At 63.1% G+C, this 25,826-nt stretch carries 33 protein-coding genes; 20 read left to right on the top strand and 13 right to left on the bottom strand.

Going from position 1 to position 25,826, the window contains the following annotated elements:
• On the bottom strand, positions 1–1,131 hold the full coding sequence (locus U1739_RS17955) for a dipeptidase (protein WP_332709971.1): 1,131 nt from the start codon (positions 1,129–1,131) through the stop codon (positions 1–3).
• Positions 1,132–1,382: 251 nt separating this feature from the next.
• On the opposite strand from U1739_RS17955, the gene U1739_RS17950 reads away from it, so the two are divergent.
• Both U1739_RS17950 and U1739_RS17945 read left to right on the top strand, forming a co-directional pair.
• Positions 1,383–1,778 (top strand): hypothetical protein, encoded by a 396-nt coding sequence (locus U1739_RS17950; protein ID WP_332709970.1) that lies wholly within the window; start codon positions 1,383–1,385, stop codon positions 1,776–1,778.
• A complete protein-coding gene (locus U1739_RS17945; protein WP_332709969.1) occupies positions 1,775–2,176 on the top strand; it encodes a hypothetical protein in 402 nt (133 codons plus the stop codon). Before U1739_RS17950 ends, U1739_RS17945 begins: the two co-directional genes overlap by 4 nt.
• Positions 2,177–2,463: 287 nt before the next feature.
• Here the strand turns inward: U1739_RS17945 and U1739_RS17940 are convergent, their stop codons facing one another.
• The 6 genes from U1739_RS17940 to U1739_RS17915 form a co-directional block, all read right to left on the bottom strand.
• Positions 2,464–2,928: a nuclear transport factor 2 family protein gene (locus U1739_RS17940; protein ID WP_332709968.1), complete on the bottom strand. Its 465-nt coding sequence runs from the start codon at positions 2,926–2,928 to the stop codon at positions 2,464–2,466.
• Positions 2,929–3,140: 212 nt separating this feature from the next.
• Complete coding sequence (locus tag U1739_RS17935) at positions 3,141–3,845, bottom strand: glutathione S-transferase family protein (protein WP_332709967.1); 705 nt, start codon at positions 3,843–3,845, stop codon at positions 3,141–3,143.
• Positions 3,846–3,895: 50 nt separating this feature from the next.
• Positions 3,896–4,417: a DUF1993 domain-containing protein gene (locus U1739_RS17930; RefSeq protein ID WP_332709966.1), complete on the bottom strand. Its 522-nt coding sequence runs from the start codon at positions 4,415–4,417 to the stop codon at positions 3,896–3,898.
• A 119-nt stretch (positions 4,418–4,536) separates the two neighbouring features.
• Complete coding sequence (locus U1739_RS17925; RefSeq protein ID WP_332709965.1) at positions 4,537–5,292, bottom strand: SDR family NAD(P)-dependent oxidoreductase; 756 nt, start codon at positions 5,290–5,292, stop codon at positions 4,537–4,539.
• Positions 5,293–5,358: 66 nt separating this feature from the next.
• On the bottom strand, positions 5,359–6,258 hold the full coding sequence (locus U1739_RS17920) for an NADP-dependent oxidoreductase (protein WP_332709964.1): 900 nt from the start codon (positions 6,256–6,258) through the stop codon (positions 5,359–5,361).
• Positions 6,258–7,373, bottom strand: coding sequence for an NADH:flavin oxidoreductase (locus U1739_RS17915; protein WP_332709963.1), 1,116 nt, complete (start codon positions 7,371–7,373; stop codon positions 6,258–6,260). Before U1739_RS17915 ends, U1739_RS17920 begins: the two co-directional genes overlap by 1 nt.
• Positions 7,374–7,502: 129 nt before the next feature.
• Between U1739_RS17915 and U1739_RS17910 the strand changes: the two genes are divergently transcribed.
• Entirely contained in the window at positions 7,503–7,904 is a 402-nt protein-coding gene (locus U1739_RS17910) for an ArsR/SmtB family transcription factor (RefSeq protein ID WP_332709962.1), read from the top strand.
• A gap of 152 nt (positions 7,905–8,056) precedes the next feature.
• Here the strand turns inward: U1739_RS17910 and U1739_RS17905 are convergent, their stop codons facing one another.
• Complete coding sequence (locus tag U1739_RS17905) at positions 8,057–8,461, bottom strand: MarR family winged helix-turn-helix transcriptional regulator (RefSeq protein ID WP_332710025.1); 405 nt, start codon at positions 8,459–8,461, stop codon at positions 8,057–8,059.
• A gap of 204 nt (positions 8,462–8,665) precedes the next feature.
• Between U1739_RS17905 and U1739_RS17900 the strand changes: the two genes are divergently transcribed.
• Together U1739_RS17900 and U1739_RS17895 are read left to right on the top strand one after the other, a co-directional pair.
• Positions 8,666–9,091, top strand: coding sequence for an organic hydroperoxide resistance protein (locus tag U1739_RS17900; protein ID WP_332709961.1), 426 nt, complete (start codon positions 8,666–8,668; stop codon positions 9,089–9,091).
• A gap of 37 nt (positions 9,092–9,128) precedes the next feature.
• On the top strand, positions 9,129–9,902 hold the full coding sequence (locus tag U1739_RS17895; RefSeq protein ID WP_332709960.1) for an alpha/beta fold hydrolase: 774 nt from the start codon (positions 9,129–9,131) through the stop codon (positions 9,900–9,902).
• A 174-nt stretch (positions 9,903–10,076) separates the two neighbouring features.
• Here the strand turns inward: U1739_RS17895 and U1739_RS17890 are convergent, their stop codons facing one another.
• Positions 10,077–10,997: an MBL fold metallo-hydrolase gene (locus tag U1739_RS17890; protein ID WP_332709959.1), complete on the bottom strand. Its 921-nt coding sequence runs from the start codon at positions 10,995–10,997 to the stop codon at positions 10,077–10,079.
• Positions 10,998–11,092: 95 nt separating this feature from the next.
• On the opposite strand from U1739_RS17890, the gene U1739_RS17885 reads away from it, so the two are divergent.
• Positions 11,093–11,470 carry a winged helix-turn-helix transcriptional regulator gene (locus tag U1739_RS17885; RefSeq protein ID WP_332709958.1) on the top strand — a complete coding sequence of 126 codons (378 nt, stop codon included), beginning with the start codon at positions 11,093–11,095 and terminating at the stop codon, positions 11,468–11,470.
• A 72-nt stretch (positions 11,471–11,542) separates the two neighbouring features.
• On the opposite strand, the gene U1739_RS17880 is transcribed toward U1739_RS17885, so the two are convergent.
• Positions 11,543–12,439 carry a LysR family transcriptional regulator gene (locus U1739_RS17880; protein ID WP_332709957.1) on the bottom strand — a complete coding sequence of 299 codons (897 nt, stop codon included), beginning with the start codon at positions 12,437–12,439 and terminating at the stop codon, positions 11,543–11,545.
• Between the two features lie 104 nt (positions 12,440–12,543).
• Here U1739_RS17880 and U1739_RS17875 point away from each other — a divergent pair, with 104 nt between their 5' ends.
• The 9 genes from U1739_RS17875 to U1739_RS17835 all read left to right on the top strand — a co-directional run bounded on the left by U1739_RS17875 (position 12,544) and on the right by U1739_RS17835 (position 18,185).
• Positions 12,544–13,221 carry a peroxiredoxin-like family protein gene (locus U1739_RS17875; protein WP_332709956.1) on the top strand — a complete coding sequence of 226 codons (678 nt, stop codon included), beginning with the start codon at positions 12,544–12,546 and terminating at the stop codon, positions 13,219–13,221.
• Between the two features lie 36 nt (positions 13,222–13,257).
• Positions 13,258–13,926 carry a glutathione S-transferase family protein gene (locus U1739_RS17870; RefSeq protein ID WP_332709955.1) on the top strand — a complete coding sequence of 223 codons (669 nt, stop codon included), beginning with the start codon at positions 13,258–13,260 and terminating at the stop codon, positions 13,924–13,926.
• Positions 13,927–13,982: 56 nt separating this feature from the next.
• Positions 13,983–14,795, top strand: a complete 813-nt coding sequence (locus U1739_RS17865; RefSeq protein ID WP_332709954.1) for an SDR family NAD(P)-dependent oxidoreductase — start codon at positions 13,983–13,985, stop codon at positions 14,793–14,795.
• A gap of 68 nt (positions 14,796–14,863) precedes the next feature.
• Positions 14,864–15,835, top strand: coding sequence for a zinc-binding dehydrogenase (locus tag U1739_RS17860; RefSeq protein ID WP_332710024.1), 972 nt, complete (start codon positions 14,864–14,866; stop codon positions 15,833–15,835).
• Positions 15,836–15,916: 81 nt separating this feature from the next.
• The gene (locus tag U1739_RS17855; RefSeq protein WP_332709953.1) at positions 15,917–16,552 is read left to right on the top strand and encodes an NADPH-dependent F420 reductase; all 636 of its coding nucleotides are present in this window, start codon (positions 15,917–15,919) and stop codon (positions 16,550–16,552) included.
• 66 nt (positions 16,553–16,618) lie between these two features.
• Positions 16,619–16,993, top strand: coding sequence for a DUF427 domain-containing protein (locus U1739_RS17850; protein WP_332709952.1), 375 nt, complete (start codon positions 16,619–16,621; stop codon positions 16,991–16,993).
• 251 nt (positions 16,994–17,244) lie between these two features.
• Positions 17,245–17,505: a hypothetical protein gene (locus tag U1739_RS17845; RefSeq protein WP_332709951.1), complete on the top strand. Its 261-nt coding sequence runs from the start codon at positions 17,245–17,247 to the stop codon at positions 17,503–17,505.
• Complete coding sequence (locus U1739_RS17840; RefSeq protein WP_332709950.1) at positions 17,502–17,873, top strand: glutathione S-transferase family protein; 372 nt, start codon at positions 17,502–17,504, stop codon at positions 17,871–17,873. The genes U1739_RS17845 and U1739_RS17840 overlap by 4 nt, the downstream gene beginning before the upstream one ends.
• Before the next feature lie 9 nt (positions 17,874–17,882).
• Positions 17,883–18,185, top strand: coding sequence for a glutathione binding-like protein (locus U1739_RS17835; protein ID WP_332709949.1), 303 nt, complete (start codon positions 17,883–17,885; stop codon positions 18,183–18,185).
• A gap of 141 nt (positions 18,186–18,326) precedes the next feature.
• On the opposite strand, the gene U1739_RS17830 is transcribed toward U1739_RS17835, so the two are convergent.
• The 3 genes from U1739_RS17830 to U1739_RS17820 form a co-directional block, all read right to left on the bottom strand.
• Complete coding sequence (locus U1739_RS17830) at positions 18,327–19,430, bottom strand: zinc-dependent alcohol dehydrogenase family protein (RefSeq protein WP_332709948.1); 1,104 nt, start codon at positions 19,428–19,430, stop codon at positions 18,327–18,329.
• Positions 19,431–19,516: 86 nt separating this feature from the next.
• On the bottom strand, positions 19,517–19,975 hold the full coding sequence (locus tag U1739_RS17825; protein WP_332709947.1) for an ester cyclase: 459 nt from the start codon (positions 19,973–19,975) through the stop codon (positions 19,517–19,519).
• 51 nt (positions 19,976–20,026) lie between these two features.
• Complete coding sequence (locus U1739_RS17820; RefSeq protein ID WP_332709946.1) at positions 20,027–21,223, bottom strand: MFS transporter; 1,197 nt, start codon at positions 21,221–21,223, stop codon at positions 20,027–20,029.
• A 94-nt stretch (positions 21,224–21,317) separates the two neighbouring features.
• Here U1739_RS17820 and U1739_RS17815 point away from each other — a divergent pair, with 94 nt between their 5' ends.
• From U1739_RS17815 to U1739_RS17795, 5 genes are all read left to right on the top strand, one after another.
• The gene (locus tag U1739_RS17815; RefSeq protein WP_332709945.1) at positions 21,318–22,241 is read left to right on the top strand and encodes a LysR family transcriptional regulator; all 924 of its coding nucleotides are present in this window, start codon (positions 21,318–21,320) and stop codon (positions 22,239–22,241) included.
• Between the two features lie 273 nt (positions 22,242–22,514).
• The gene (locus U1739_RS17810; RefSeq protein ID WP_332709944.1) at positions 22,515–23,030 is read left to right on the top strand and encodes a DUF3489 domain-containing protein; all 516 of its coding nucleotides are present in this window, start codon (positions 22,515–22,517) and stop codon (positions 23,028–23,030) included.
• A gap of 20 nt (positions 23,031–23,050) precedes the next feature.
• On the top strand, positions 23,051–23,443 hold the full coding sequence (locus tag U1739_RS17805) for a DUF2924 domain-containing protein (protein ID WP_332709943.1): 393 nt from the start codon (positions 23,051–23,053) through the stop codon (positions 23,441–23,443).
• Positions 23,440–25,125 carry a recombinase family protein gene (locus tag U1739_RS17800; protein WP_332709942.1) on the top strand — a complete coding sequence of 562 codons (1,686 nt, stop codon included), beginning with the start codon at positions 23,440–23,442 and terminating at the stop codon, positions 25,123–25,125. The genes U1739_RS17805 and U1739_RS17800 overlap by 4 nt, the downstream gene beginning before the upstream one ends.
• Positions 25,126–25,251: 126 nt before the next feature.
• Positions 25,252–25,647 (top strand): hypothetical protein, encoded by a 396-nt coding sequence (locus U1739_RS17795; RefSeq protein ID WP_332709941.1) that lies wholly within the window; start codon positions 25,252–25,254, stop codon positions 25,645–25,647.
• Positions 25,648–25,826 lie beyond the last annotated feature (179 nt).

Below are 25,826 nucleotides of genomic sequence, written 5' to 3'. Positions count from 1 at the left end.
TCAGCCGCCCCAGGTCGCGGTGAGCAGGCGTTGAAAGTTGCCTCCCAACACCGCTTTGATGTTCGCATCCGAATAGCGTCGGCGGATCAGTTCCTCGGTCAGGTCGTACATCTTGCGTGGATGATCGAACCCGTCGACGTCGATCTTCTCGCGAAAGGCGTAGCTGTCCTTATAGGCGCCGCGCAGCTGCTTGTTCATCTCGGGTGTCGTATCGTCATAGCCGTTGAGATCCGAATCCGTCCCGATGCCGACGTGATCGATCCCGGCGATCTTCACGACATGGTCGATATGGTCGACGATGTTGGCGATTGTCGTAGGATCGGTCTTGCTGACGAAATTGCGCACACCCGTAATGCCCATCACTCCGCCCTTCTTGCCCAGCGCGGCGATCGCCGCGTCGGTCTTGACGCGTGGATGTTCAATCAGCGCGCGGCAATTGCTGTGCGTGATGGCGATCGGCTTGGGTGACAGCTCGATCGCGTCCAGCGTGGTGCGGTCGCCGCTGTGCGACACGTCGATCAGCATGCCGACCTTGTTCATCTCCTCGATGATCGACACGCCGAAGTCGCTGATCCCGCCATCAACACGGTCGGTCGAGCCTGAGCCGATGCGGTTCTGCGAATTATAGGTCAGCTGCGAGACGCGTTGCCCGATCTCGTAGAAATACTTGACGTCGGCCGGGCTCAGAAAATGATCGGCATTCTGCAGGCCCATGATGATCGCGCATTTGCCGTCGCGCTTGGCGCGAAGCAGGTCAACCGCCTTGTCGACCGCGCAGAACAGGTGCGCGTGACGAGCGACGTAATTGCCCCAGATGGCAAAAAAGGCGAGCGCGCTTTCCTTTGCATCGGGGCCGCCGAGCCCGATCGCGTGATGAAAACCGGTAACGCCGCTGGCGCGGAAATCCGCCTCGTCCTGCGCGCTCATCCGCACCGCGTAGAAGCTGGGATCGAAGTTGATCTTGATCGGCGCGAGCATGTCGATGATCAGGCCTTCGCGTACCAGATCGACCGCGCGGCGCGAGTAGCGCGTCGGCACCGCGGCAGTCAGTTGATACGCATGCACGTTGATCATCGGGACGGCCGCCGCACATCCGATACCGATCACGCCCCTCCGCGTCAGACCACCCATGCCCACTCCCTACATGTTTCTGATTAGGATGTTATCGACCTTATTAGAAACCGTCAATCGGTCGTATTGGACCATATTTTCGCAACGATTGGCGCTGCACAAACCATTCGACTTGCGCTGCAACCAGAGCAATCGTCGACCTACTGAGTCGCGGCCCGGATGAGGCCGCCCGCCCCGCCGATGCAGATCCGCGGGGCTGATGATGGTGGGAGCAGCAACGGCGCTGCTTGCCTGAACAAGGACCACCACCCATGACCAAACTGACCGACCTCGACGGCATCCTGCTGTCCAACGCAGCGCAACGCGACACCGGCAGCGTGTTTCCGGCGCCCGACAATCTGAGCGGCACCCCCGCCCGGCTGACCAAGGCGGTCGCCAGCCTGCTCAAGCGCGGTTTTGCCGAGGAGCGTGAAACGACCGATACGTTCGCCGTGCAGACGCTCAAGAGTGCCGCTGCCAAAGGATCGGTTAAGGCCGCGCAGATCCTGTTGGATTCCTATGTCACGGTTATTCGCAGAGTCGCTGACCAGGAGCCCGGTCCCGAGGTTGATACGTGGGAGCAGGAAGCTATCGACCAGCTGCTGGCCGAGTTGGATCTGCCTAAAAGGCCCGTCATCCGTCAGACCAATCGAAAGGACTCGAAGTGAAGATGCTTCCTGACCTTTCGCCCCTGGCCCGTCATGCATTTGCCGACGAGGTCATGCGGCGCTCGCTTGGACACTTTCATGCCGAGGCGTTTCGTATCCTGCATGGCGGAGAAGAGATTACCCCAGGCGATCATATCGATGCGATGGTGCATTGCCTTGCGCAGCTTGCGTCCGGCGAGATCAGGAAGCTGATCATCACACTGCCGCCGCGGCATGGCAAATCCGAGCTTGTCTCAGGTTCGTTTCCGGCATGGGTGCTCGGCAACAACCCAAGCTCGAAGCTTACCATCGTTAGTTATGGCTCAGAGCGGCACTGTCAGACTAACCAGAATCTGGTTCGTTTAGCCTGCGATCAGCGGGAAACTCGGTTCCGATCCGGAGCTACGGCGAGAACATAGGCAGCCCTTTCGCTGAACAAAGTGACAGCGAGGACGCTCAACTGACCGCCCCAACCAAATAGGAAATCAGCGGTGCATTAGGTCTGACAGTGCCCTCCCGAGAGATCGGCAAGGACTGAGTCCATCATCTCTTCCTTCCCACCGAGGAAGAAGCCGCAGAGCCTGCCTTTTCCGCAGCCAGTCGCTTTCTGCAGCATCGCCAGGCTCGCGCCCTCATCTGTGTTTGCGGAGCGCTCCCGCCGGTGCAGGTAGGTCACCAGCGCGATAGGTCAGGACGCGTTTTTTGCTTAGAGGTCGAGATCGCTGAGTGACGGATGATCGTCCGGGCGACGGCCGAGAGGCCAGTGAAACTTGCGCTCGCTTCCCGTGATCGGGAGATCATTGATAGAAGCGATACGCCTTGCCATCAGACCGGCGTGGTCGAACTCCCAGTTCTCATTGCCGTAGGACCGGAACCAGCTGCCGCGCTCGTCGCGCCATTCGTAGGCAAAGCGCACCGCAATCCTGTTGCAGTCATGCGCCCACAATTCCTTGATAAGACGGTAATCCAACTCCTTCGCCCACTTGCGCGTTAGAAACGCCACTATGGCGTCTCGGCCTGTCAGGAACTCACTCCGGTTTCGCCAGATGCTATCAGGCGTGTAGGCAATCGACACCCTTTCCGGGTCACGACTGTTCCAGGCGTCCTCGGCCATCCGCGCCTTCTGCGCAGCTGTTTCAAGGGTGAATGGAGGCAAGGGAGGTCGGGACATGGGCAACTACCTATAAGGTTGTCTGTCAGGCATTCGAGAGGCGAGGTCTTCTGGATGCGCAACGCGTCGGGAGAGCACGCCACCGCTCACGTCGCGTCTGGTCCAGCGAGATGGATGTCCAGCACCGCAGCCGGAACCTCGTCCGCGGACGCCTCAGCCATGTCGGTCGGCATGATGCCGCCCCTGCACCAGGTTGACCGAGCTGTTGAGCATCAGTCGCGCGCGGGTATCTTCAATCCACGTTGCACGGCAGGTCGGGCCATTCCCCGCTCGAGCCATGCCTTCACATTATGGAAATCGTCGAACCCGACCAGTTCGCCCGCACCGTAGAACCCGGTGAGGCTGTTGATCCAGCCGAGCATGGAGATGTCGGCGATCGTGTAGGTATCGCCCATGAACCAGGTCTTACCCTCAAGCACCCGGTCCATCACACCAAGCAGTCGCTTCGCCTCGGTGACGTAGCGGTCGCGCGGACGCTTGTCCTCGAAGTCCCCGCCGGCGAACTTCACAAAGAAGCCAACCTGCCCAAACATCGGCCCGACGCCGCCCATCTGGAACATCACCCACTGGATGGTCTGCCAGCGCGCCACCGGTTCCGTCGGCAGGAACTGACCGGTCTTCTCGGCAAGATACAGCAGGATCGCGCCGGATTCGAACAAGGCAAGCGGGTGGCCGCCCGGTCCGTTTGGATCGATGATTGCAGGGATCTTGCCGTTCGGGTTGAGTGATTCGAACTCGGCGCTCTTCTGATCGTCCTTGGTGAAATCGATCAGATGAGGCTCATATGGCAGGCCAAGCTCCTCGAGCAAGATCGAGACCTTCACGCCGTTGGGCGTCGGTATCGAGTAGAGCTGCAGCCGATCTGGATGTTCGGCGGGCCAGCGCCGGGTGATCGCAAAGGTCGACAGGTCGTTCACAGTCGCAACTCCTCAGGAGACATCGGTGGTATCGCGGAAGCTCGGTTCGGCTAGCGGTTGGCGCGGATGGTGCCGAGGAAGTCGCGCTTGGCGAGGTCTACGCCTTGCGCTCGCAATATCGCATAAGCTGTCGTCGCGTGAAAATAGAAGTTGGGCTGCGAGAAGGAGAGCAGGAAGTTCGCGCTGTTGAACGGTAGCTTGCGCTCGCCGGCCAAGATGTTCATGTCGGTCCCGGTCAGACCGTCGACCCTGTCTCGATCAAGTGCGTGAAGGGCTGCGCCGGCGCGTTGAAGGACGTCGCGAAGCCCGTCGAAGTCGGTGGGCCAGGCACTCCAGTCCGGCGAGAAGCTCCCGGCTTGCGCGCCCTCGACTGCACCGATCGAGTGCACGGCGCAGGACTTCACCTGATAGCCGAGCGGTTGCATATCCGGTGCGAGCCGTGCGTCGATCATCTCCGCTTCGGGCGAACCGCGCTCGACGCAGAACGACTTGGCCTTCTGCAGAACCTGATCGAGCGCCTCCAATATCTGGATATTGGAGGGAACCACCGCGTCATAAAGAGAGAAAGGCATGTTGCTGCTCCGTTTGCTCCACCGGTATTCCACTGCCCGATGTTCGAAATGAACCGTCGTTTTTTCGGGAGAGGGCGCTGGTCGCCAAAGGCAATTGCCCTCCCCCGACGAGAGGTTGCTCAGGAAAGCACACCACCACTCACGTCGATGACCGACCCGGTGATGTAGCCAGCGTCCGGCCCGGCGAGGTAGATGACCGACGTGGCGACCTCCTCGAGAGTGGCGATGCGGCGAATCGGATGCATGTCCAGCACCGCATCCGGGATCTGGTCCGCAGACGCCGCAGCCATGTCGGTGGGCATGATGCCGGCCTGCACCACGTTGACCGTGATGTTGCGTGGTCCGAGGTCGCGGGCGGCGCCCTTCGAGTACCCGACGATCGCCGCTTTGCTGGCGGCGTAGTCGGCCGTTCCCGGGAATAGGGCCCGGCTGCCCAGCCCCGAGCCGATAGAGATGATGCGGCCCCCGTCCGGAAGAACCTTGGCGGCCGCGCGGATGTTGGCCACGACGCCGAGCGTGTTGATCGTCCACTGTCTATCCAGCGCAGCGTTGTCGACGTCGCCGTCGTCGATGCGCTTGCCCTGGACGGCGATCCCTGCGTTGTTGACGAGGATGTCGAGCCTGTCGAGTTGCGCCACCACCTCGCGAATGAGGCCATCGGCAGCCGACGGATCGCCTTGGTCGCACTGTATGGCGACTGCGCGCACGCCCTTGGCCTTGACCAGCTCGACGACCGCCGCGGCCTTCTCCGCTGACGCGACGTAGGTGATCGCGACGTCGGATCCCTGGTCGGCAAACGCCAGGGCCGTCGCCGCCCCGAGGCCGCGCGAGCCACCGGTGATGAGCGTCACCTTGCCTTCAAGTTTCTTGGTCATGATACTTCTTGATAAGTTGGATGATGACGGGCAACGATCCGGTGAGCCGTACGCCGGCGTCGCCGACTAGAACGTGAGCACGCTCTTGCCCCGGACGTGGCGTCCAAGAATTGCTTCGTAGGCCGCGCGGGCATCTTTAAAGTCGTGGGTGGCGCTGATTTCCCACCTGAGCGCGCTGCTCGCGATCCCGGTCGCGACACGTTCGACGAGCGTCGGATCACGCCGTCGCATGATCGGAATCACCCGTGGCGACGTTGGTCGCGTTGCCGTGATCGACCCAATGACGCCATCAGGCTTCACGCGGGCAAGCGAGGCCTCCGTCGCCTCCTGCGAGCCCGCCATGTCGATCGAGGCGTCGAACAGGCCCGCGTGCGCCTGCCCCAATCTCTCGACCAGCCCAGGTCCGTACACGACGGGAATCGCGCCCAAGGAGCGAAGGTAGCTCTGGTTCGCGTCCGACCCCGTCGCCACGACGGCGAACCCCTGCTCCCGCGCGAGCTGGATGGTGATAGAGCCGACGCCGCCAGCGCCGCCATGGACAAGAAGCGATGAGACGGGCCCGAGCTCATCGAGGATCGTCAGCGCAGTCTGGGCGGCGCCGGCGAGCGATCCAGCCACTTCCCACGACAGCGACGGCGGCCGCCGCACCAGATTGGCGATAGGAACGTCGATGATGGTGGCGTGGGTAAAGTCGCCACCGGCACCGAGGACCTCGTCGCCGACCGTCCATTCACCATCGTCGGCATTCAACGCGACGATCGTGCCGGCGTATTCGGTGCCGAAGAGCAGCGGCAACTCCCCGAACCGTAGCTCACCTGTCATTCGACGGGCATCGACCGGGTTGATGCCCGCCGCCTTCACCTCGATCCGGGCCGTGTCGCGGGCAAGGTCTGGCATGTCGAACGTGACGTATTCGAGCACGTCGGGTCGACCGTAACGGCGTGCTGTCAGGGCTGTCGTCTTCATCAGACCAACTCGGCCAGCGAGGAGACATCGAAGCCCTTGAGCGGCTCGCTGTCCTGACCCTGGGTCTTCAGCACCCAATTGGGATCGCTCAGCAGCGCCCGCCCGACAGCGATCAGGTCGAACTCGTCCCGCTCCATGCGCTCGATCAGGGGATCGAGGCTTACGCTGGTCGAACCCTCGCCCCGGAAGGCGCTGGCCGAGTCCTGCGACAGGCCGACCGAACCGACGGCGATCGTCGCAGCGCCGGTCAGCTTCTTCGCCCAGCCCGCGAAATTGAGGCCGTTCTCGCCGTCCACCTCGGGGAACTCCGCCTGCCAATAGCGGCGCTGCGAGCAGTGCAGGATGTCCACGCCGGCGTCGACGAGCGGCTGAAGCCACTCGGCCATCAGTTCAGGGGTCTCCGCCAGGCGAACGGTGTAGTCCTGCTGCTTCCACTGGCTGACCCGCAGGATGAGCGGATAGTCGGCGCCGACCGCTGCACGGATCGCGGCGACGATCTCGCCGGCGAACCGCACCCGCTCCTTCAGGGAGGCGCCGCCGTAGCGATCGGTGCGGAGGTTCGTCCCCGACCAGAAGAACTGGTCGACCAGGTAGCCGTGCGCACCATGGACCTCGACAGCGTCGAAACCCAGCTGTCTGGCGTCGGCAGCCGCCCTGGCGAACGCCGACACCGTATCGGCGATCGCCTCCTCGCTCATCGCCTCGCCGCGGGGCTGGCCGGGCGCCAGCAAGCCTGACGGGCTCTCCACCGGGGACGCGGGCTCCCAATCCTGAAACTGGGTCGATCCGGTGTGCCAGAGCTGCGGCGCCATCCGACCGCCAGCGTCATGGACGGCGTCGATCACGCCCTGCCAACCGGCGAGCGCGTCGTTGCCGTAGAAGGACGGGACGTCGGGATGGTTGCGGGACGCCGGACGGTCGATGACCGTCCCCTCGGACAGGATCAGGCCGACCTGACCCTCGGCACGGCGGCGGTAGTAGGCGGCGTTCGGCTCACGCGGGATGCCGCCGGGCGCCATGCCGCGCGTCATCGGCGCCATGACGATGCGGTTCTTGAGATCTAGCGTCTTCAGGCTGAACGGCCGGAACAGCGCACTGGTATCGGTAGAGGACATCGGGAATGCTCCGTTCGGAAGGACCAGCGGAAGCCGCTGGCAGCCAGCTCTACGAGGTAAGGACAAATTCTGAAGTTCAGAACATCGGAACAATTGATCTGTCTGTCAAGGCCACCTATGTAATTTGGCATGAGGCCGCTCTTTCACCCTGCCGTCGAGGACATCCGACCCGAGATGATCCTGCATGCGCTCGCCGATCCGGAGCGAGCAGCGATCTGCGCGCGCATCGGTGGTGAGGGTTCCGGCGGGACGTGTTCTGCAAATGCCCACGCCCGGGACCGCGTGATCCCGAAGTCCTCGCTCTCCGCGCATATAAAGGTGCTGCGGGAGGCGGGCCTGATCAGGTGCGAGCGGCAGGGCGTGGAGATGCGCAACCATCCCCGCTGCGATGAGCTGGACCAGCACCTCCTCGAGCTCGTGAAGTCGATCTTCGCGGCCTATGGATGGTACTACGGCGACAAGAAGGATGTTTTGCCACCTTCTCAGGCTCGCGCCCAGCTTGAAGGCCCACTCTCCGTCCTAGAAATATAGCCGACGACCGAGCGAACCTTCTGCGAAGACGATCTGGCCTGCGCCGATAATTGGTGGATGTAGATAAAGCCGCGCCAGGGGGCTCGATCAGCGCTCCCCGCTTTCATGGATCAGCCGCGATTTTGCGGACGGTGACAAAGGAAACTCCGCCTTCAGGCTCGCAGGTCTGCGCGCGCCGTCAATGCATCACGAAGCGCGCCTACCTCCCTGTTCAATCGGACCATGTCCGCGACAGGAAGTCCCGAACGATCCAGAAGCGTCTCGGTGAGACATTTCGATTTTTGCCGGAGAGCCTTGCCCTTAACGGTCAGAGCGACGTTCACCTGTCGCTCGTCATCGGGATTGCGATTACGTCCAAGGAAGCCGGCTGTCTCTAGCCGTTTGACTAGTGGCGTGATGGTGCTCGATTCGAGCGCCAGCCGCTCGGCGATCTCGCCGATCGTGCGGCCATCTGTCTCCCAAAGCGCGCTCAGCACCAGATACTGCGGGTAGGTGATACCCAGCTCGTCGAGCACCGGCCGATACAGACGATTGATCGCGATGTTCGCCGAGTACATGGCGAAGCAGAGATGATCGTCGAGCGGCAGGGTATCAGGCGGGGTGTTCACGTCGCGTCTCCACGGTGGTTCAGCGGAACCATATCGTCGAACTAGATATCGCGATAAATAAAAGCCTTTACAAGCCCGTCTGCCTCTCCCATTTATCAGTTATCACGATAACGAATATCGCGGCATACGATTCTAAGCTCGATGGAGAACGACATGAACATTCTTTACAGCGCCAATGCCACCGCCACAGGCGGCCGCACCGGGACAGCCAAGACAGGCGATGGACGGCTCGCGGTGGTCCTCGACACCGTGAAGGAACTCGGCGGCAGCGGCGGCGAAGGCACCAATCCCGAGCAGCTCTTTGCGGCGGGCTATGCCGCCTGCTTCCTCGGTGCGCTCAAGCACGTCGCTGCCCAGAAAAAGGTAAAGGTCTCCGACCAGACGACGGTCACCGCTACGGTCGGCATCGGACCGCGCGATGACGGTGAGGGCTTCGCGCTAGACGTGGCGCTTTCGGTCACCCTGCCCGGCGTTGAACCTGACGTGGCCGAGGCGCTGATCGCCCAGGCCCACATCGTCTGCCCGTACTCCCACCTGGCACGCCACGGCACCGCCGTCCGCCTGGATCGGCAATCGTAAGCGAGAAGAAGACGCTCACCGTTTCAAGGAGATGAAAATGATTAAATTGTTGAAGCTGCTGGGTTCGGCGGCATCCCTGACGCTGCTCGCGTCGCCTGTTCTGGCGGCCCCCAGAAGCGCCGCCAACACGTCGGTGGTTCTGGTCCATGGCGGCTTTGTCGACGGCTCCGGCTGGGACAGCGTCTACAAGCTGCTGAAGAAGGATGGCTACAACGTCATCGTGGTTCAGAATCCCACGAGCACCCTGGACGACGACGTTGCCGTTACCAAGCGGGCCATCGCGTCGGCCAAGGGCGACGTGATTCTCGTCGGGCACTCCTATGGCGGCTTCGTCGTGTCCGAGGCAGGCAACGATCCTAAGGTAAAAGGTCTGGTCTACATCACGGCCTTCGCACCCGACGTGGGCGAGTCGGTCGCCAGCCTGATCGCCAACCCACCCGCTGGTGCGCCCGTACCTCCGATCCTGCCGCCGGTGGACGGCTACCTTCTCCTCGATCGGGCGAAGTTCGCCAGTTCCTTCGCGGCTGACGTGCAGCCTGACGTCGCAGCCTTCATGGCGGACTCGCAGGTGCCCTGGGGAGTCGCCGCGCTTCAGGGAACAGTCAGCGTGCCGGCCTGGAAGTCCAAGCCCAGCTGGTATCTCGTCGCTACGGAGGACAAGATGATCCCGCCGCCGGCGCAGCGCAGCATGGCCGGCCGCGCCCATGCCACGGTGGTGGAATCGCCCGGCAGTCACGCCGTCTACTTGTCGCACCCGGACGCGGTGACGAAACTGATCGAACAGGCAGCGCAAGGCTCATCGGCCAAGTAAGTCCTACGTGGGCGTCGTGCCCGGCTGCTTCGATCCGCAGCCGGGTCCGTCTGCCACACATCCAACACGCGAAGTCAGGAACGAGGGTTCTCCCTGTCCCTCCCCGAAGCGTGATGCCAGGGGTCTGATGCCTTGGGCTGGCAGGCTGTGCGCAGGACAGCGGCTCGCGTTGCCTCAGCCGAAGCTCCATTGGAAACCGCGGTCCGAGCGTGAAATCCGGCCTGCCGACGAATTGGGGAAGTGGCTGGAGAACACCATGCTGCCGGTCGAAGCCGCATGGTTGAGGAGCCGGCGGCGCGATCGACGGGAGGCGTCCGGGAACTCGCAGAATACCGAAACGAGATCGGGGTCGTATACCTCGACCGGATGATGGAACACGTCACCGCTGAATAGAGCAGTCTCATCGCCACTGACCAACTCGATCGACGCATGATCGATACTGTGCCCAGGCGTAGGCAGGAAGCGGATGCCCGGCAGCACTTCGGAGCCGTCAACCGGAACGCGCCGCACCGGGATCTGACCGGCCAGCGGCATGATGCTGTCGGCAAAGGTGCCCGACACGGGCAAACGGACCGGCTCGCCCATTCCGGCCCGGGCCCGAGCGGCGCTGATCCCCGCTCCGTCCTTACTGGTAAGGGCCAGGCCATAGTCATATTCCAGGTCCGAGACGATGACCTGTGCTTTGGGAAAGGTCGGCACCCAACCGTCCTTCTCCAATCTTGTGGTCCAGCCGACATGGTCCGAATGGATGTGCGTAAGGAGGATGAAGTCGACCTCCTCCGGTTCGACACCCGCCTTGTGCAACTGCGCGAGGAACTCGGTCGAGAGCCTGTCCAGCACCTTCTGCTGGGGACGCTTCTTATCGTTGCCTGCACCGGCATCGATGAGGATCACGCGGCCCTCGTGGCGAACTAGCCAGGCATGCAGGCTCATGAAGGCATGACCTTCGCCGTCGAACGTTCCGGCCAGAAACCAGTCGGGATGAGCGCGGCGAGCATCAGCATCCAACCCCGGCAGCAATTGCGCGAAGGTCATGCCGTTCAGGTCGGTCTCCCAGATCCTCTGAACGGTCGCGTTGCCGATATGGTAAATCATGCGGGTAGCTCCCCGTCATGCGGGTGATGGTCTGATTGCATCCAGAGGAGATAACCGGCACATCCTGAGGCTCAAGTACCTACCCGGAGGTTAGCATGGAGGGAACCCGTCCGCCGTTCCGCGATCTGCCATGCGACGTGTTCCTGCCGGACTGCCCGGCCCGGTCCGTGCTGACGCTTCTGGCGGAGAAATGGTCGATGCTGATCCTGCACGCCCTGAGCGAGGGCACACAGAGGACGGGCGCGCTGCGGCGACGGATCGGGGGCATCTCTGAGAAGATGCTGATCCAGACGCTCAAGCGCCTGGAATCGGCATCTCTCGTCACCCGGACCAGCTACGCCGAGGTTCCGCCCCGGGTGGAATACGAGCTGACCGACCTCGGCTGGTCACTGAGCCCATTGGTCAAGGCTCTTGATCACTGGGTCGAACAGCACGCCGAGACAATCATCGCCCGTCTCCCGAACGCATCGTGAGGGGGAGACGCCCGGAACAGGAACCAGACCTGGTTCCGCATGGTGATCCGCGGCTGTAAAACATAGGGTCGATCAGTCTGGGCCGCGTAGCGAAGCCTCAAGATGATCCACGATCGCCCGGACCTTTGCGGATGGCTTTGGACCTGCGGGAAAGACGGCGTAGACCTCGGCGGGTTCAAGCCGGTGCCGGTCCAGAATCTGTGCGAGCTGACCGGTGCGCAGTTCCTCCCCCGCCATAATCCGGGTTGCCAGCGCGACGCCCAGTCCCGCGACCGTGGCCGCGAGCACCCCCGACGCCGAGTTGATCCAGAGCTTCGCGTGCACATTGACCGAGGTAACGGTCTGATTGTGGGTGAAGCGCCAGCTCTCCCTACCGAACAGCCCATGCTGGATGATGCAGTCGTGCTGGGCGAGCTCCGCCGGATTGGCAGGGACGCCGTTCGTCGAGAGGTAGGCCGGGGCCGCGACCACTAGTCGCTCGACCAGACCAAGCCTGCGGGCACCGAAGGTGGAGTCATTCAGCGGCCCGACGCCGAGGCGAATCGCAACATCGATGCCGTCCATGATGAGGTTCTGGCGCGCGTCGCTCATGATCATCTCGACCCGAAGATCCGGATGCCGGGCCAGGAAGGGCGCCATCGCCGGGATCACCGCACGCGATCCGTAGAGTACCGGCATCGCGAGGCGGATCACTCCGTGGAGCGAGTCCACGCCGCGGGTCGCCTGTTCCGCCTCCTCCATCTCCGCAACCAGATTTCTCGCACGCTCCAGGTACAAAGCGCCGGCTTCCGTCAGTGAGATGCTGCGGGTGGTGCGCAACAGGAGCGTCGTGCCCAGCCGCGCCTCCAGCGTGCCGACGATACGCGAGACCGAGGGTTGGGACAGCTTCAGTTCGCGCGCCGCGCGCGAAAGACTACCGCTCTCCGCAACGCGGACAAACACGGTCATCTCCTGCCAACGATCACTCATTCAATATCCGGATATATGTTGTCCACATCGAGTAGATACACCGTCGCTCTGGGATAACCTAGATCTCCGTCCGCGGCGGCTCTGCCGCAATACGGAGAATGGCGATGACGCTGCAGGACAAGCTCGACGCGATGCGCGAGGATTTCGAGAACGGACGTTTTCCGCTCGTACCAAACCGCGAACAGCTAGACACAATGAACCGGGCCACGCAGGCGCTCCTAGACAGCGGGCAGGCCGATCACGCATTGAAGGCCGGCGACACGACGCCCGAATTCACGCTTCAGGACGCGGACGGTATCACCGTGAGCTCGCGGGAGCTGCTCACGCGCGGGCCGCTGGTAGCCACCTTCTATCGCGGCATCTGGTGCCCCTATTGCAACTACGATCTTCAGGCGCTGGAAGAAGTCCGGCCGGAGATCGAGGCACGCGGCGCAAGCCTCGTCGCGATTTCGCCCCAGACACAGGCGAACAGCCGCAAGTCGCAGCGCGACAACAAGCTCGACTTTCCGATCCTGAGCGATCCGGGTGCCGCCGTCGCCGCCGAGTTCGGCCTGCGCTTCGCGCTGCCCGCTGATCTTATCGAGGTGTACCGACAGTTTGGCGCCGACCTGGCGACGGTCAACGACGATCCGTCAGGCGTGCTGCCAATGCCGGCGCGCTACGTCATCGGGACGGACCGCGTGATCGCCTATGCCGAGGTCAACCCCGACTACACCCGGCGCCCCGATCCGTCCGAGCTGTTGCCGGTGCTCGATCGGCTGCGTGCCGGCATCCCGGCCTGATTTTCGAAGTTACCTAACAAGAAGGAGTATTTTCCAATGGCCATCAAGATCTACGGCGATCCCGGTTCGGGCAGCCTGCGTCGCGTGACGTCGGCAGCAGCCGTCATGGGCATCGACATCGAGCGCGTGCGCCTCGACCTCTTCAAGGGCGAGAGCCACACGCCCGATTTCCTGAAGCTGAACCCGCACGGCCTGTCGCCGGTGATGGTCGACGGCGACGTCGTCCTCTACGAATCCTCGGCGATCAACATCTACCTCGCGGAGAAGGTCGGCAGCGACCTGCTCGGCGCCACGCCGCGGGAGCGGTACGAAGTGCTGCAGTGGATGTTCTGGTCGGGTGAGCAGTGGAGGATCTTCTCCGTGCTCACGTTCGATGAGCGGATCGGCAAGCGCTTCATGGGCCAGCCCGAGGACAAGAGCGTCACCGACCTGACGTTCGCCAAGATCCGCGCCGCCGGCGCCGTCCTCGATGCGCACCTCGCGAAGCGGAACTTCATCGTGGGCGATCATCTGACGCTGGCGGACATCGACATCGCGGCCCCCTTCTCGCAGAACGAGCGCACGAAGGTGCCGTTCAACGAGTTCCCCAACCTCGTCGCCTGGCAGCAGCGCCTGCTGGATACGGTGCCCGCATGGGCTGCAACGAAGTGCGAAGTCGATGATCGCATCGACAGCGCTCTGGCCGGCGCAGGTATCACGCTCTGAAGCTATGGCGCCGGCACCCTTGGGGGTGACCGGCGCCAAACCATAAAGGCAGTTCCATGAACATCGACTTGAGCGGCCGCACGGCCATCGTAACAGGTTCCACCGCCGGCATCGGCCGAGGAGTTGCGGAAGGGCTGGCGCGGGCGGGCGCTTCGGTGATCATCAATGGCCGCACCCAGACGCGGGTTGATGAAGCGCTGCAACAGATGCGCGCTGCGTTTCCGCAAGCTACAATTTCCGGCATCGCCGCCGATCTGGCGACCGCGGAAGGCGCAAACGCCTTCATCGCGCAAGCGCCGGACTCCGACATCCTCGTGAACAACGTCGGCACCGCGTTCCTGCGGGACTATAATGGTATCGACGACATCGCAGCCATCCCCGACGAGGACTGGCTTGGGCTGTTCCAGCTCAACGTGATGAGCGGCGTGCGCCTGTCGCGCCACTATCTGCCTCGCATGGTCGGCAAAGGCTGGGGACGCGTCGTCTTCGTAAGCAGCGAGTCCGGGGTCAACATTCCCAAGGAGATGCTGGATTACGGCATGACCAAGACCGCGCAGCTCGCCATCTCGCGCGGCTTGGCCGAAGCGGTCACGGGCACGGGTGTCACGGTCAACGCGGTGCTTCCGGGGCCGACCCGATCCGAGATCATGGGTAACTATATGGTCCAGCAGGCAGCGGACAACGGCATGACAGTCGAGCAGGCCGAGCAGGGCTTCCTGCAAGCGTTCCGCCCGACGAGCCTTATCCAGCGTTTCGCCACCGTCGAGGAAGTCGGCAACATGATCGTCTACGCCTGTTCCGAACAGGCCTCCGCGACCAGCGGCGCCGCCCTGCGCGTCGATGGCGGAGTGGTGCGGTTCGTCGCCTGAACTCCAGCATCGAGAACGATCTGCGCCTGACATTCGCGTAGCAACTCCAGGATTCGAAGGTGGTCGAAATGACATTGGTGATTGCTCAATACGGACAGGGTGGCCCGGAAGTGATGCGTGCGGAGGAGCGCGACGTTGCAGCGCCAACCGCCACGCAGGTCGAAATCGAGCAGAAGGCGATCGGCTTCAACTATTTCGATGTCCTGCAGCGCCGCGGCTTGATCTCCGAGGACGAGCCGGGCCGCGTGATGGGGATCGAAGGCGCCGGGGTGGTGACGGCGATCGGCGCGGATGTCACCGACTTTGCGGTCGGCGATCGCGTCGGATATCTCCGATCGCAGGGAGCCTATGCGGGCAAGCGCTTGATGGAAGCGGATCTGCTGTTCCCGTTGCCGGAAGGTATCAGCTTCGAGACCGCTGCCGCGCTGACCGTGAAGGGCTTCACGGCTTGGCTCTGCGCGGTGCGGCTCTTTGAGGTTCAGCCCGGCCAGACTGTGCTTGTCACCACCGCTGCCGGCGGGGTCGGGTCGTTGACGGCACGGCTCGCTGCTTATCGCGGCGGGCGCGTGATCGGCGCGGTGGGTAGCGAGGCGAAGCGCGGTCTTGCGCACGAGAGCGGCGCAGGCGACGTCGCCGTCGGGCTGGACGAGGCGATCGAACTGGTCGCGCGGCTCACCGACGGAAACGGGGTCGATGTCGTGTTCGACGGGATCGGCGCGGATACCGCCAACCGCCTCCTCGACGCCGGGACCGTGCGTTCCGGCGGGATGATCATCTCGTCCGGAGCGTCCGGGGGCTGGCCCAGGGCCGACGCCGGCGCAATCGCGCGGCGCGGCGCCACCGTCGTTGTACCGCAGGTCCCGAACTACATCAAAACGCCGACAGAGCTTCGCGCCGGCATGTCGGATGTGTTCGCCCTCTATCTTAGCGGCGCCTTCGGCGAGATCTCCCCCGCACGATACTCGCTGCGCGAGGCGGTGACGCTTCATGCCCAGGTCGAGAGCCGCGCCGCATCGGGCATCTCGGTGCTGGTGCCGTGAACGGTTTCTAGGCGGCGGCGACCCTCGACAGGAGCCTTTGAGGCGCCTCCAATCTCCAAACGCAACAGGACAGGACGAACCATGAAGATCGGAATCGTGGGAAGTGGCCAGATCGGTGGTCAGATCGGGAAGCTCTGGTCGCAGGCGGGCCACGAGGTGCTGTTCTCGTCGCGACATCCGGAGAGTTTGGCCGAGCTGGTCGAGCAAGCGGGCGGCGCTGCCCGGGCGGGCACGCCGGAAGAGGCGATCGCCTTCGGCGACGTCGTCCTGCTGTCGATCCCGTTCGTTGCGCTGCCGGACTTCGGGCGCAGCATGACCGAAGCGCTTGGTCGCAAGGTCGTCCTTGAAACTGCGAACCCTTATCCGGATCGGGACGGGGCGATGGCGGAGGAGGTGCGGCAATCGGGCCGCGGAACCGGGCCTTATCTGCGCGAGTGGTTTCCGGGCGTGCGGATCGTGCGCGCCTTCAACAGCGTGTGGGATTGCACGCTGGAGACGGAGGCGCATCGGGGCCCGCCCCGCGTCGGCATCCCGCTCGCGTCGGATGACGGCGAAGCGCTGGGCGTTGCCGCCACGCTCGTGACGGACGCGGGCTTCGATCCGGTGATCGTCGGGTCGCTCGATCGCTCGCGCGAGTTCGATTTCGGTGCGCCCGTCTACGACACCGGCATGTCCGGGCCCGATGTGCGCAAGGCGCTTGGTCTGCCCGCAGCGTGAGCCCGCTGCAGAACCGCCGTGCCTGATGCCCCGAACGCCGCGACTTCCCTGACGAGAGGATTTTCGATGACCGACCGCAAGATACTGATCCCGAACGCAAGTCACCCGATCGAGATCGAGGACTGTTCGTCGACGGTCATCGTCAGCAAGGGCCAGCTTGAGATCGCCCGGACGAGCAGCGCGCTGACGCTTTCAGAAGCGGCCTACCTACCGGTCCGGTATATTCCGCGCGGTGACGTCGATATGTTGCAGCTGGAGCGCTCCACACACACGACCTATTGCCCGTACAAGGGCGACGCGAACTATTACAGCATTACGGCGCTCGGCGAGGCAGGCATGAACAGCGTGTGGACCTATGAGGCGCCGTTTGAAGCGGTGGGCGAGATCGCGAACCACCTCGCTTTCTATCCAGACCGGGTGTCGATCGAGCTTGCCGATTAGGAACGGCGTGTCTTCGTCGGGCCGGTTGACACTGCGAGAAGCTGGATGGCGCGCAGGTCAAAGGTCGGTGTCGTCCGAACATCCTGCGCCGGTTCACGCCGTATCGATGGTGGTCGCGGCGCATGTGGTTGCGTACGGCGGTCATCAACGCTTTCCTCGCCGGAATCGTGATGATGAGCCATTCCACACTCGGGCAAGGCGCTGACAGCGCGCTGCTGCGTCAAGCTGCCTAGATCGCCTTGATGCATGCAATGGGCACGATCGCCTGCGCGGCCTTCATGAACATGGGCGCTTCTTCCGCAGCGCGGGTGCCGCTGTTGTTTGTGCTCGGCACGGTCTTCTACAGTGTCCCGATCTATCTCTCCTGGCCACCGGGCGAGAGCCTCGACATCGTCCGTTCCGTCGGAGCCGTCTGCCTGGCACTTGGCTGGGTGACCCTGCTCCTGTCGACAGTGCAAGTCGATCGCGGCGCTCCTGGCCCGACGGTTCCGAACCAAGGAACAGCGCAATGAGCAAGCCCGATATCCTGCTGTACACGGCGCCCATGCCGAACGGGTGGAAGGTATCCGTGATGCTGGAGGAACTCGGCGTTTCCTACGAGGTGGCGCCGATGAACCTTGTCGGCAAGGAGCAGAAGCAAGAGGCCTACCTCGCGATCAACCCCAACGGACGCATCCCGGCGATCGTGGACCGGTCGAACGGGGACTTCGCGGTGTTCGAAAGCGGCGCCATACTGATCTATCTCGCGCGCAAGTACGGCAGGTTTCTCCCGTCGGACCCGAACGGGGAGTCGCGTGTTCTCCAGTGGTTAATGTTCCAGATGTCGGGCGTGGGGCCTATGATGGGACAGGCCAATGTGTTCTACCGGTACATGCCCTAGAAAATCCCCGTGGCGATCCAACGCTACCAGAGCGAATGCCGCCGTCTTTTCGAGGTCCTCGACCGGCAATTGCAGGGGCGGGACTTCCTCTGCGACGAATTTAGCATCGCGGATATTGCTCACTGGTGCTGGATCCGCATCCATGAGTGGGGCGGCATCGACGTGAGCGGCCTCGACAAACTCCGGGCCTGGGAAGAGCGTATGGCGGCTCGTCCGGGGTGTATGCGCGGCGTCGACGTGCCCGAACCATCGGATTTTCTCGCTTCGGCCGACAAGCATGTCAAGGACGCGAGAGGACTGTTGCAGCGGTAAGCCTGACTGCCCGCAACAGCTGATCCGGTGAGGTTTTGATTGATGCGCGTCTCCGATGCAAAGCGGCCAAGATGGCATGACGGCCGCTTGCATACGGGAGGCGAGCGGTAGCCGAGGCGGCCAGGCCTCCGCCGATGTGGGTCAATCAGTGACCGTCACGACGATCTTTCCGAACTGCTGCGCAGACTCAAGGTAACAGTGTGCCTCGACCATTTGGTCAAAGCCGAAGACTGAGTCGATGACCGGCCGTAAATTACCCGCCTCAAAGGCTTGTCCAATGTAGGTGGTCGCGGCGTTCATCCGGTCGGGATCGGCCAGCAGGTCGGCGACAATCCATCCCCGTATTGTCGCCATCTGCCCGAGATGCTCCAGCACGGGAATCGTCATGGTGTCCCCGCCGAGCGCCCCATACAGGTAGATGGTGCCCTTCCACGGCATTACCTTGAGAAGCCTGGGCAGGAGAGAACCCCCGACCGGATCAAAGGCAACACTCGCACCACGCCCGTCGGTGATCCGCATCACCTCCGCCACCATATCGTCTTCGTCGTAGGCGACGACGTGAACTGCACCCGCCTCAAGGAGCTTCTGCCGCTTGGTGTTGGTGCGCGTCAGCGCGATCGGGATCGCCCCGACGAGATTGGCGAGTTGGATGGCCGCGAGGCCGGTGCTGCTGGACGCGGCAGAGATCAGCACGTGCTCGCCGGCCTGGATCTTCGCCTCTTCAATCAGAGGACCATAGGCGGTGAGGAACATGGTCCAAACGGATGCCGCCTCTTCGAAGGACAAGGTGGGCAGCTTGGCGATCACCGCGCGCGCCGGCGCGATGGCAATTTCACCGTAGATTCCGTAGTCTCCGAGTGGGAAGCCGGGCACGATGTTGACGCTATCCCCCGCAGAGACATGCGTGACGTTCTGGCCAACGGCAATGACGGTTCCCGCCGCCTCGCTTCCGAGCGCTGCAGGGAGGGTCGGCGCGAAGATGTACTCGTTGCGACGAAACATGGCTTCGGCCCGGTTCAGGCCGATCGCGCGAATGCGGATCAGCACTTCGTCGGGGCCTGGCTTTCCTGCTTCCGCCTCTACGAACGTCAGCACCTCGGGATCACCGAACTCGGAAAATTCTATATGACGGGGCAAAATCTCGTCTCCTTTCGGTAAGCTCTGAGCAGCGCCGCAGACCGTCTCAATACGGCCATTCGAACGCGAGGCTTTCGCCGCGTGCGGGCGATGGTCGCTGATGGTCACTGAACGACGATCAGGGCCTGTTTAGCGCCCTTCGGTTCTGATCCGATCGACAGCGGTTGCGCTGCCGATCGGACGACAGGCGGTGATCAGCCCGCGATCAGCGCTGGCGGCGTGGCTCGGCTCGGCATCTCCATGCCTTGCTCGTGAAGATAGATGGCAAGGTCGAGCGACTGGTCGGCGACGGTGAAATACGTCACCAGTCCGTCCTTTAACTGGAGAATGAAGCTCTCGATCGATGTGCCGCTCTGACCAGTCGGCTCGAGGCCGAAGAACGGACCCCGGTCATGCTTCCAATGCAGGTTGATCGTCACCAGCCCCCGATCGCCTACCAGATAGTGATCGATCAGGTCGACACGAAGATCGAACGCTTCGTGAAAGGCCTTGATCCAGTTCTGGAGTGCCTCGCGGCCGGCAATGTCGCGGCCGGCCGGACTGTTGGTCATGACGTCGGGATGAACGATGGCGTTCCAACGCTCGGTCTGGTTGAGCTTGAACCCCTCGTAGATTTCCATCGTCAGGCCGGCTTGAACTTCTGGCGTCGTCATGATGCTTATCCTTCTTGCGTTAAGATGAGAATTGTCCGGCCGCGGTCAGGCCTAGGCCACCTTGCGGAGAGGTTTTGCCGCCGAGATCAGGATCGCGCCGAGAAGCGCGGCAACACCTGCCACGGCGAAAGTGGTGACCGGGCCGAGGCGGTCGACTAGAATGCCGCCAAAGATCGCTCCCAGAGAGACGGCAATCATGAAGACGCTGAGGTGGACGGCTCCGGCGCTCTCCGCATCGTCAGGCGCGGCCTGCGTCAGGTACGTCTGGATGCTGACCGGATAGGCACCGAATGAGAGCCCCCAGAGGACGACAGCTGCCGAGGCGACGAGATGCGACGTGCCTGCAACGACCGCGGCCGCCATCGCGCCGGCAATGCCGATCGCCGCAGCGGCGATGGCGACGCGAGCTGTCCGCTGTGAGACGACGCCGCCCAAGATGTTGCCGAAGAAGCCGGCAATACCGAACCCCAACAGGAGCAGGGATAGAGATGGCGCGTCGAGCCCCGAAATGTCCTCAAGGAAGGGTCGAATGTAGGTGAAGGCTGCATAGTGGCCGCTGGCGATACAGAAGGTCGCGAAGAGCGAGATCCTGATCGCGGGCCGCCGTGGCGCAGCACCGAGCGTGGCCAGGCTTGTCATGCCCATCGAGGGCAGCGACGGCACCGTTGCCATCTGAACGACAAGCGCCACTACGCCCACAATTGCAGTCAGGTGGAAGGCAAGGCGCCACCCGAGCGTCGAACTGATCCAGGCTCCGAGCGGAGCCGCGCAGACGGTCGCCACGGACACGCCAGTCATGATGACCGCCATGGCGCGCGCCTCCGATCCGGGAGGAGACAGTCGGATGACGAGCGCCACGGACATCGCCCAGAAGCCGCCGAGCCCGACGCCGAGTAAAACGCGCGACACGATGAGCGCGGTAAGATCGGAAGCCAATCCGGCCAGCACGCTCGACACGATCAGGCACAGCGTCAGCGCAAGGAGGGTCGTCCGTCGGTCGAAGCGGCTCGTGCCGATGACGACGGTCGGACCTGCGATCGCCGCTACGAAGGCAGTCGCCGTGACCGACTGCCCGGCCATGCCGACGCTGGTTCCCAGGTCCCGCGCCATCGGCGTGAGCAGACTGGCCGGCAGGAACTCGGAGGTCACGAACCCAAAGACGCCCAGCGACAACGACATGATCGCAGGCCAGGCGATCGCGGTGCGCGTCGCTGTCGGTGTGCCGGTGTCACTATATGCTAGGCTCATGAATATCGCTCCAAAGCGACATTCAAATACGGTCTCAGGGTATTTCCTGTAGCCGTCTACCTAGCTATTCAGTGTTGCCATGACATCAACACCGATGATCGCGGATCTGACGCTCCTCCAGCTTCGATGCTTCTCGGCGATCGTTGATCGAGGGTCCTTCGCGGCAGCCGGTCGTCAGCTCGGCATATCGACCTCGGCGGTGTCCAAGACGATCTCCCGGCTGGAGAAGGTTGGATCGATCCGCCTGCTGAACCGGTCTACGCACGCGCTGTCGCTGACACCGGAGGGCGAGCGTCTGCTGCCTTCGGTGCGTGAAGCGCTTGACCGGATCGACAGCGTCGAAGCGGCGATGCAGGATGTCGCGACAAGAGGGGCCGGCGGCAAGGTTCGCATCAGCGCGCCGATCGCGTTCCTGAGCGCCTGCCTCATCCCGCTCGCATTCCGCTTCCGTGCCGAGCATCCCGACATCGTGCTCGAGTTCCGCGCCAGCGACGCGATGGATGACTTGGCGGACGAGGGGATCGACCTCGCGCTGCGTGCCGGGCCGATCAGCGGGATCCCCGGTCATCTACGCCAGAGCTGGTTTACGTTCCCTTGGGTGACATGCGCATCGCCCGACTATCTGGCGGCGCGGGGGATGCCGATGACGTTGGACGATCTGACCCATCACGATCTCATCGCCTTCCGCAATCAGGGCACCGGCCTGATCGAAGCGTGGCGCTACCGCATGCGGACCGCCTCCGGCGAGACGGCGATCCGAAGGGATCCGACGCCGATGCTGATCGTCAACGAGGGCAACGCGATCCGTGCAGCCGGCGTCGCGGGCATGGGCATTATCTGGACGCCAAAATGGAACGCCATCGAGGCCATTGAGGCTGGCCGCCTCCAGCCCATCCTTACGGATCTGACCGCTCACACGATGGACATCACCGTCCTCCGACGGGCACAGGAACACACTCCCCAGCGGATCGCCCTGGTGATCGCCTTCCTGCAGAGAAACGCTCGGCTTTTCAGCTGAGCGCAGCCCAAACGTTGACCCGTCTTCAGAGAAGAACTCAAGCCGGACTGGAAGACCGACTGCGACACGCACGACGACCTGCCAGCAGGCATCACGGTTCACGACGGGGACCGTACCCGCACAAACCATTCGACTTGTGCTGCCAGCAGAGCAATCGTCGGCGCACTGAATCGCGGCCCCGATAGGTCGCCCCGCCCCGCCGACGCAGGTCCGTGGGGCTGATGATGGTGGGAGCAGCAACGGTGCTGCTCACCTCGAACAAGGACCATCATCATGACCAAACTGACCGACCTCGATACCATCCTCTTGTCCGCGGCTGCCCAACGCGACACGGGCAGCCTGCTGCCTGTCCCTGAAAATGTGAGCGGGGCCGGCGCACGCCTGACCAAGTCGATCAGCGCGCTGCTGAAGCACGGTCTCGCCGAGGAACGTGAGACCCACGACAAGGCCACAACACATCGCACCGAGGATGACATGGCATACGGCGTGTACATCACCGACGCCGGCAACGCCGCAATCGGCATCGCCGGTGGCGATGATGACAGTGAGGGGGTGGCGCCCCCCTCCCCCGCCCAGCCGGATACGCCGCGGGTAACCAAGGCCAGCGCCGTGATGGCGCTGCTCCGGCGCGAAGAGGGCGCAACGCTTGGCGACATGATCGCAGCGACAGGCTGGCTGCCGCACACGACGCGGGCTGCGCTGACAGGCTTGCGCAAAAAGGGGCACCAGATCGAGAAGTACAAGCGCGCCGACCAGACCTGCTACCGCATCGCGGCGGTGGCCGAATAATGGCGCGCTTAGAGGATAAGATGCTGGCGCTGACGACGATGTCGTCAGCGCAATTGCGCGATCAGTGGCGCGCGCTGAAGGCTTCGCCTGCGCCGTTGATCAGCCCGAGCATGTTGCGGCTTGCGCTAGGGTATGAGCTGCAGGCGCAGGCTTTGGGTGGCCTGTCGCGTGCCAGTCAGCAACGGCTTGCCCAGCTTGGCGCGGCCAAGACCGTAACCCAGGCGGCCCGCCCCGGCACCCGGCTGATCCGCGAGTGGCAGGGGACAGCGCACATCGTCACTATCGGCGAGGACAATGTGATTCGCTGGAATGATCGTGACTGGAACTCGCTGTCCGAGGTCGCCCGCGCGATCACGGGCACGCGATGGTCAGGCCCGGCCTTCTTCGGGCTGAAGCGCAAGGTTGCGGCATGAACCGGGTGCGCTGTGCGATCTATACCCGCAAGTCGAGCGAGGAGGGTCTGGAGCAGGCGTTCAACTCGCTCGACGCGCAGCGTGAGGCCTGTGCCGCCTATGTGCTGTCCCAAGCCAGCGAGGGCTGGAATGCGCTCCCCGATCTCTACGACGATGGCGGCCTGTCCGGCGGATCGCTTGAGCGCCCTGCCCTGCAGCGCCTGCTCGGCGATATTGCGGCGGGTAAGGTGGATATTATCGTCGTCTACAAGGTGGACCGGCTGACCCGCTCGCTGCTCGACTTTGCCAAGCTGGTCGAGGTGTTCGACAAGGCCGGGGTCTCGTTCGTCTCGATCACCCAGTCGTTCAACACCACTACCAGCATGGGACGGCTGACCCTCAACATGCTGCTGAGCTTCGCGCAGTTCGAGCGCGAGGTGACCGCCGAGCGCATCCGCGACAAGATCGCGGCCTCCAAGGCCAAGGGCATGTGGATGGGCGGTCTCCCGCCGCTTGGCTATCGGCCAGACGGTCGCACGCTGGCGATCGTCGAGGCGCATGCTGACATCGTGCGCGATATCTACCGGCGCTACCTCGATATCGGCAACGTTCGCCTGTTGGTGAACCAGCTAAATGCCGAGCGGATCCGCACGCCGGTACGACAGATGGCCAATGGTCGCTCCTTTGGCGGCGCCACGTTCAGCCGGGGGCAGGTCTACGCCATTCTCAAGAACCCGATCTATATCGGCGAGATCCCGCACCGGGATAAGCGCCACAAGGGACTTCACGCGCCCATCATGGACGGCCCTGTCTGGGAGGCGACCCAGACCCTGCTCGCCGGACATGTCCCGGGCCTGCGGCGCAAGTCCAACACTGCCAGCGGCAGTCTTCTCGCTGGCCTTATCGTCGATGAGACGGGCGAAAAGCTGATTGCCGTGCATGCCTGTAAGCCAGGTTCAGGCGGGGCTGAAGGCAAAAGACGCTATCGCTATTACGTCAGCCAATCCGCTCACCATGGTACCGGTGACGGCAAGGCCATGCGCATCCCGGCGCGTGAGATCGAAACAGCCACCGTCGAAGCGCTGGCGTTGATGTTCCATGATCCGATGTCGCTCATGGCGCGCTTAGGGATCCCATTCGCAACGGCGGACGTCGGAAGCATCTTCAGTACTGCGAGCGTCGCGGCGTCGGCGATACAGCGAAGGGAGACGCAGATGCTGCGCGCGCACGTCAGGCAGATCATCGTGCACCCTGCTGCTCTGCAGATCGACCTCGCCACCGCAGCAGTAGCTGAGACCCTATCGGTCGAGATGGCGGCCGAGGCTGACGCCGTGATTACGCTCACCTGCCCGGTTAGGATGACCCGCACTGGCAACCGGCTCCGGCTCGTACAGAACGATGGGCGCAGCTTTGCCGCCACTCCCCCGGATGCGTCGATGATCAAGCTGCTGGTCAAAGCACATAGCTGGTGGAGGCAGCTGCAGCGTGGCGAGATCACCATCAAAGAACTGGCCGAAGCCGAGGGGGTCGTGGACTCCTACGTCACGCGCGTGGTGCGGCTGGCTTTTTTGGCACCCTCGATCGTCGATGACGTCCTGGCCGGGCGGCAGGTCGCGACGGTTGATGCCAAGCGGCTATCGTTGACGGCTGGCTTGCCCGCCTGCTGGACTGAGCAGCGGCGGCACTTTGAATTCGGCCTTTAGATTTCGCGGACTCACCCCTCAATAGTTGAGCACCCAATCCCGCGGGTTTCAGAGAACGCTTGGGTAAGCTTCTTAAACGCGGACATATTTCGATTAGGGCGCGTTTTCCGGCCCATGGGAGAGGTTATGTTTGAAGTGACGATCGATGGCCGCCGCAAGCTTTTGCACATTGTGATGCAGGGTTTCTGGAACGACGACACAATGGCCCGGTATTCGGAAATCGTTGTTCAAAAATCGTCGGAACTTCGTCGAGCAGAAGGATGCAAACGCATCCTGATAAATATGAGCGACTTTCCCATTCAGTCGAAAAAGATTGCGGAGGGACATGCCGCATTCCTTCGAACCGTAAGGGACCGCGGCGAGGCCCGCGTGGCTCTGGTCATGCAGAGCGCGTTATCAAAGCTACAGGCCGCGAGAGTTGCCTCCGACACGGGTCATTCTACCTTTGCGGACGAGGCGGAAGCACTGGCATGGCTTATGGAAGACGAGTTACCGGTTATCATTAATCGCCCGAGCGCATAGCAAAAGGCCGGTCGCGCTTGTCAGTACGTCCGCTCCTCGCCAGTTTGTCACCTCGTGAATATCGAATTCAAGCTGGCTAACCGGCAGCGGCGGCTACGGGAGGGCGCTACAGATGCTAATATCCTGGCAGACGGATGGCACTGCAGAGGCAGGCGTTTCCACCCGACAGAAGCGTCGGC

It is taken from the genome of Parasphingomonas puruogangriensis (assembly GCF_036663635.1).
GTDB lineage: Bacteria > Pseudomonadota > Alphaproteobacteria > Sphingomonadales > Sphingomonadaceae > Sphingomonas.
Note: the sequence above shows the minus strand (reverse complement) of the source record. Positions and strands in the feature narration are given on the sequence as shown.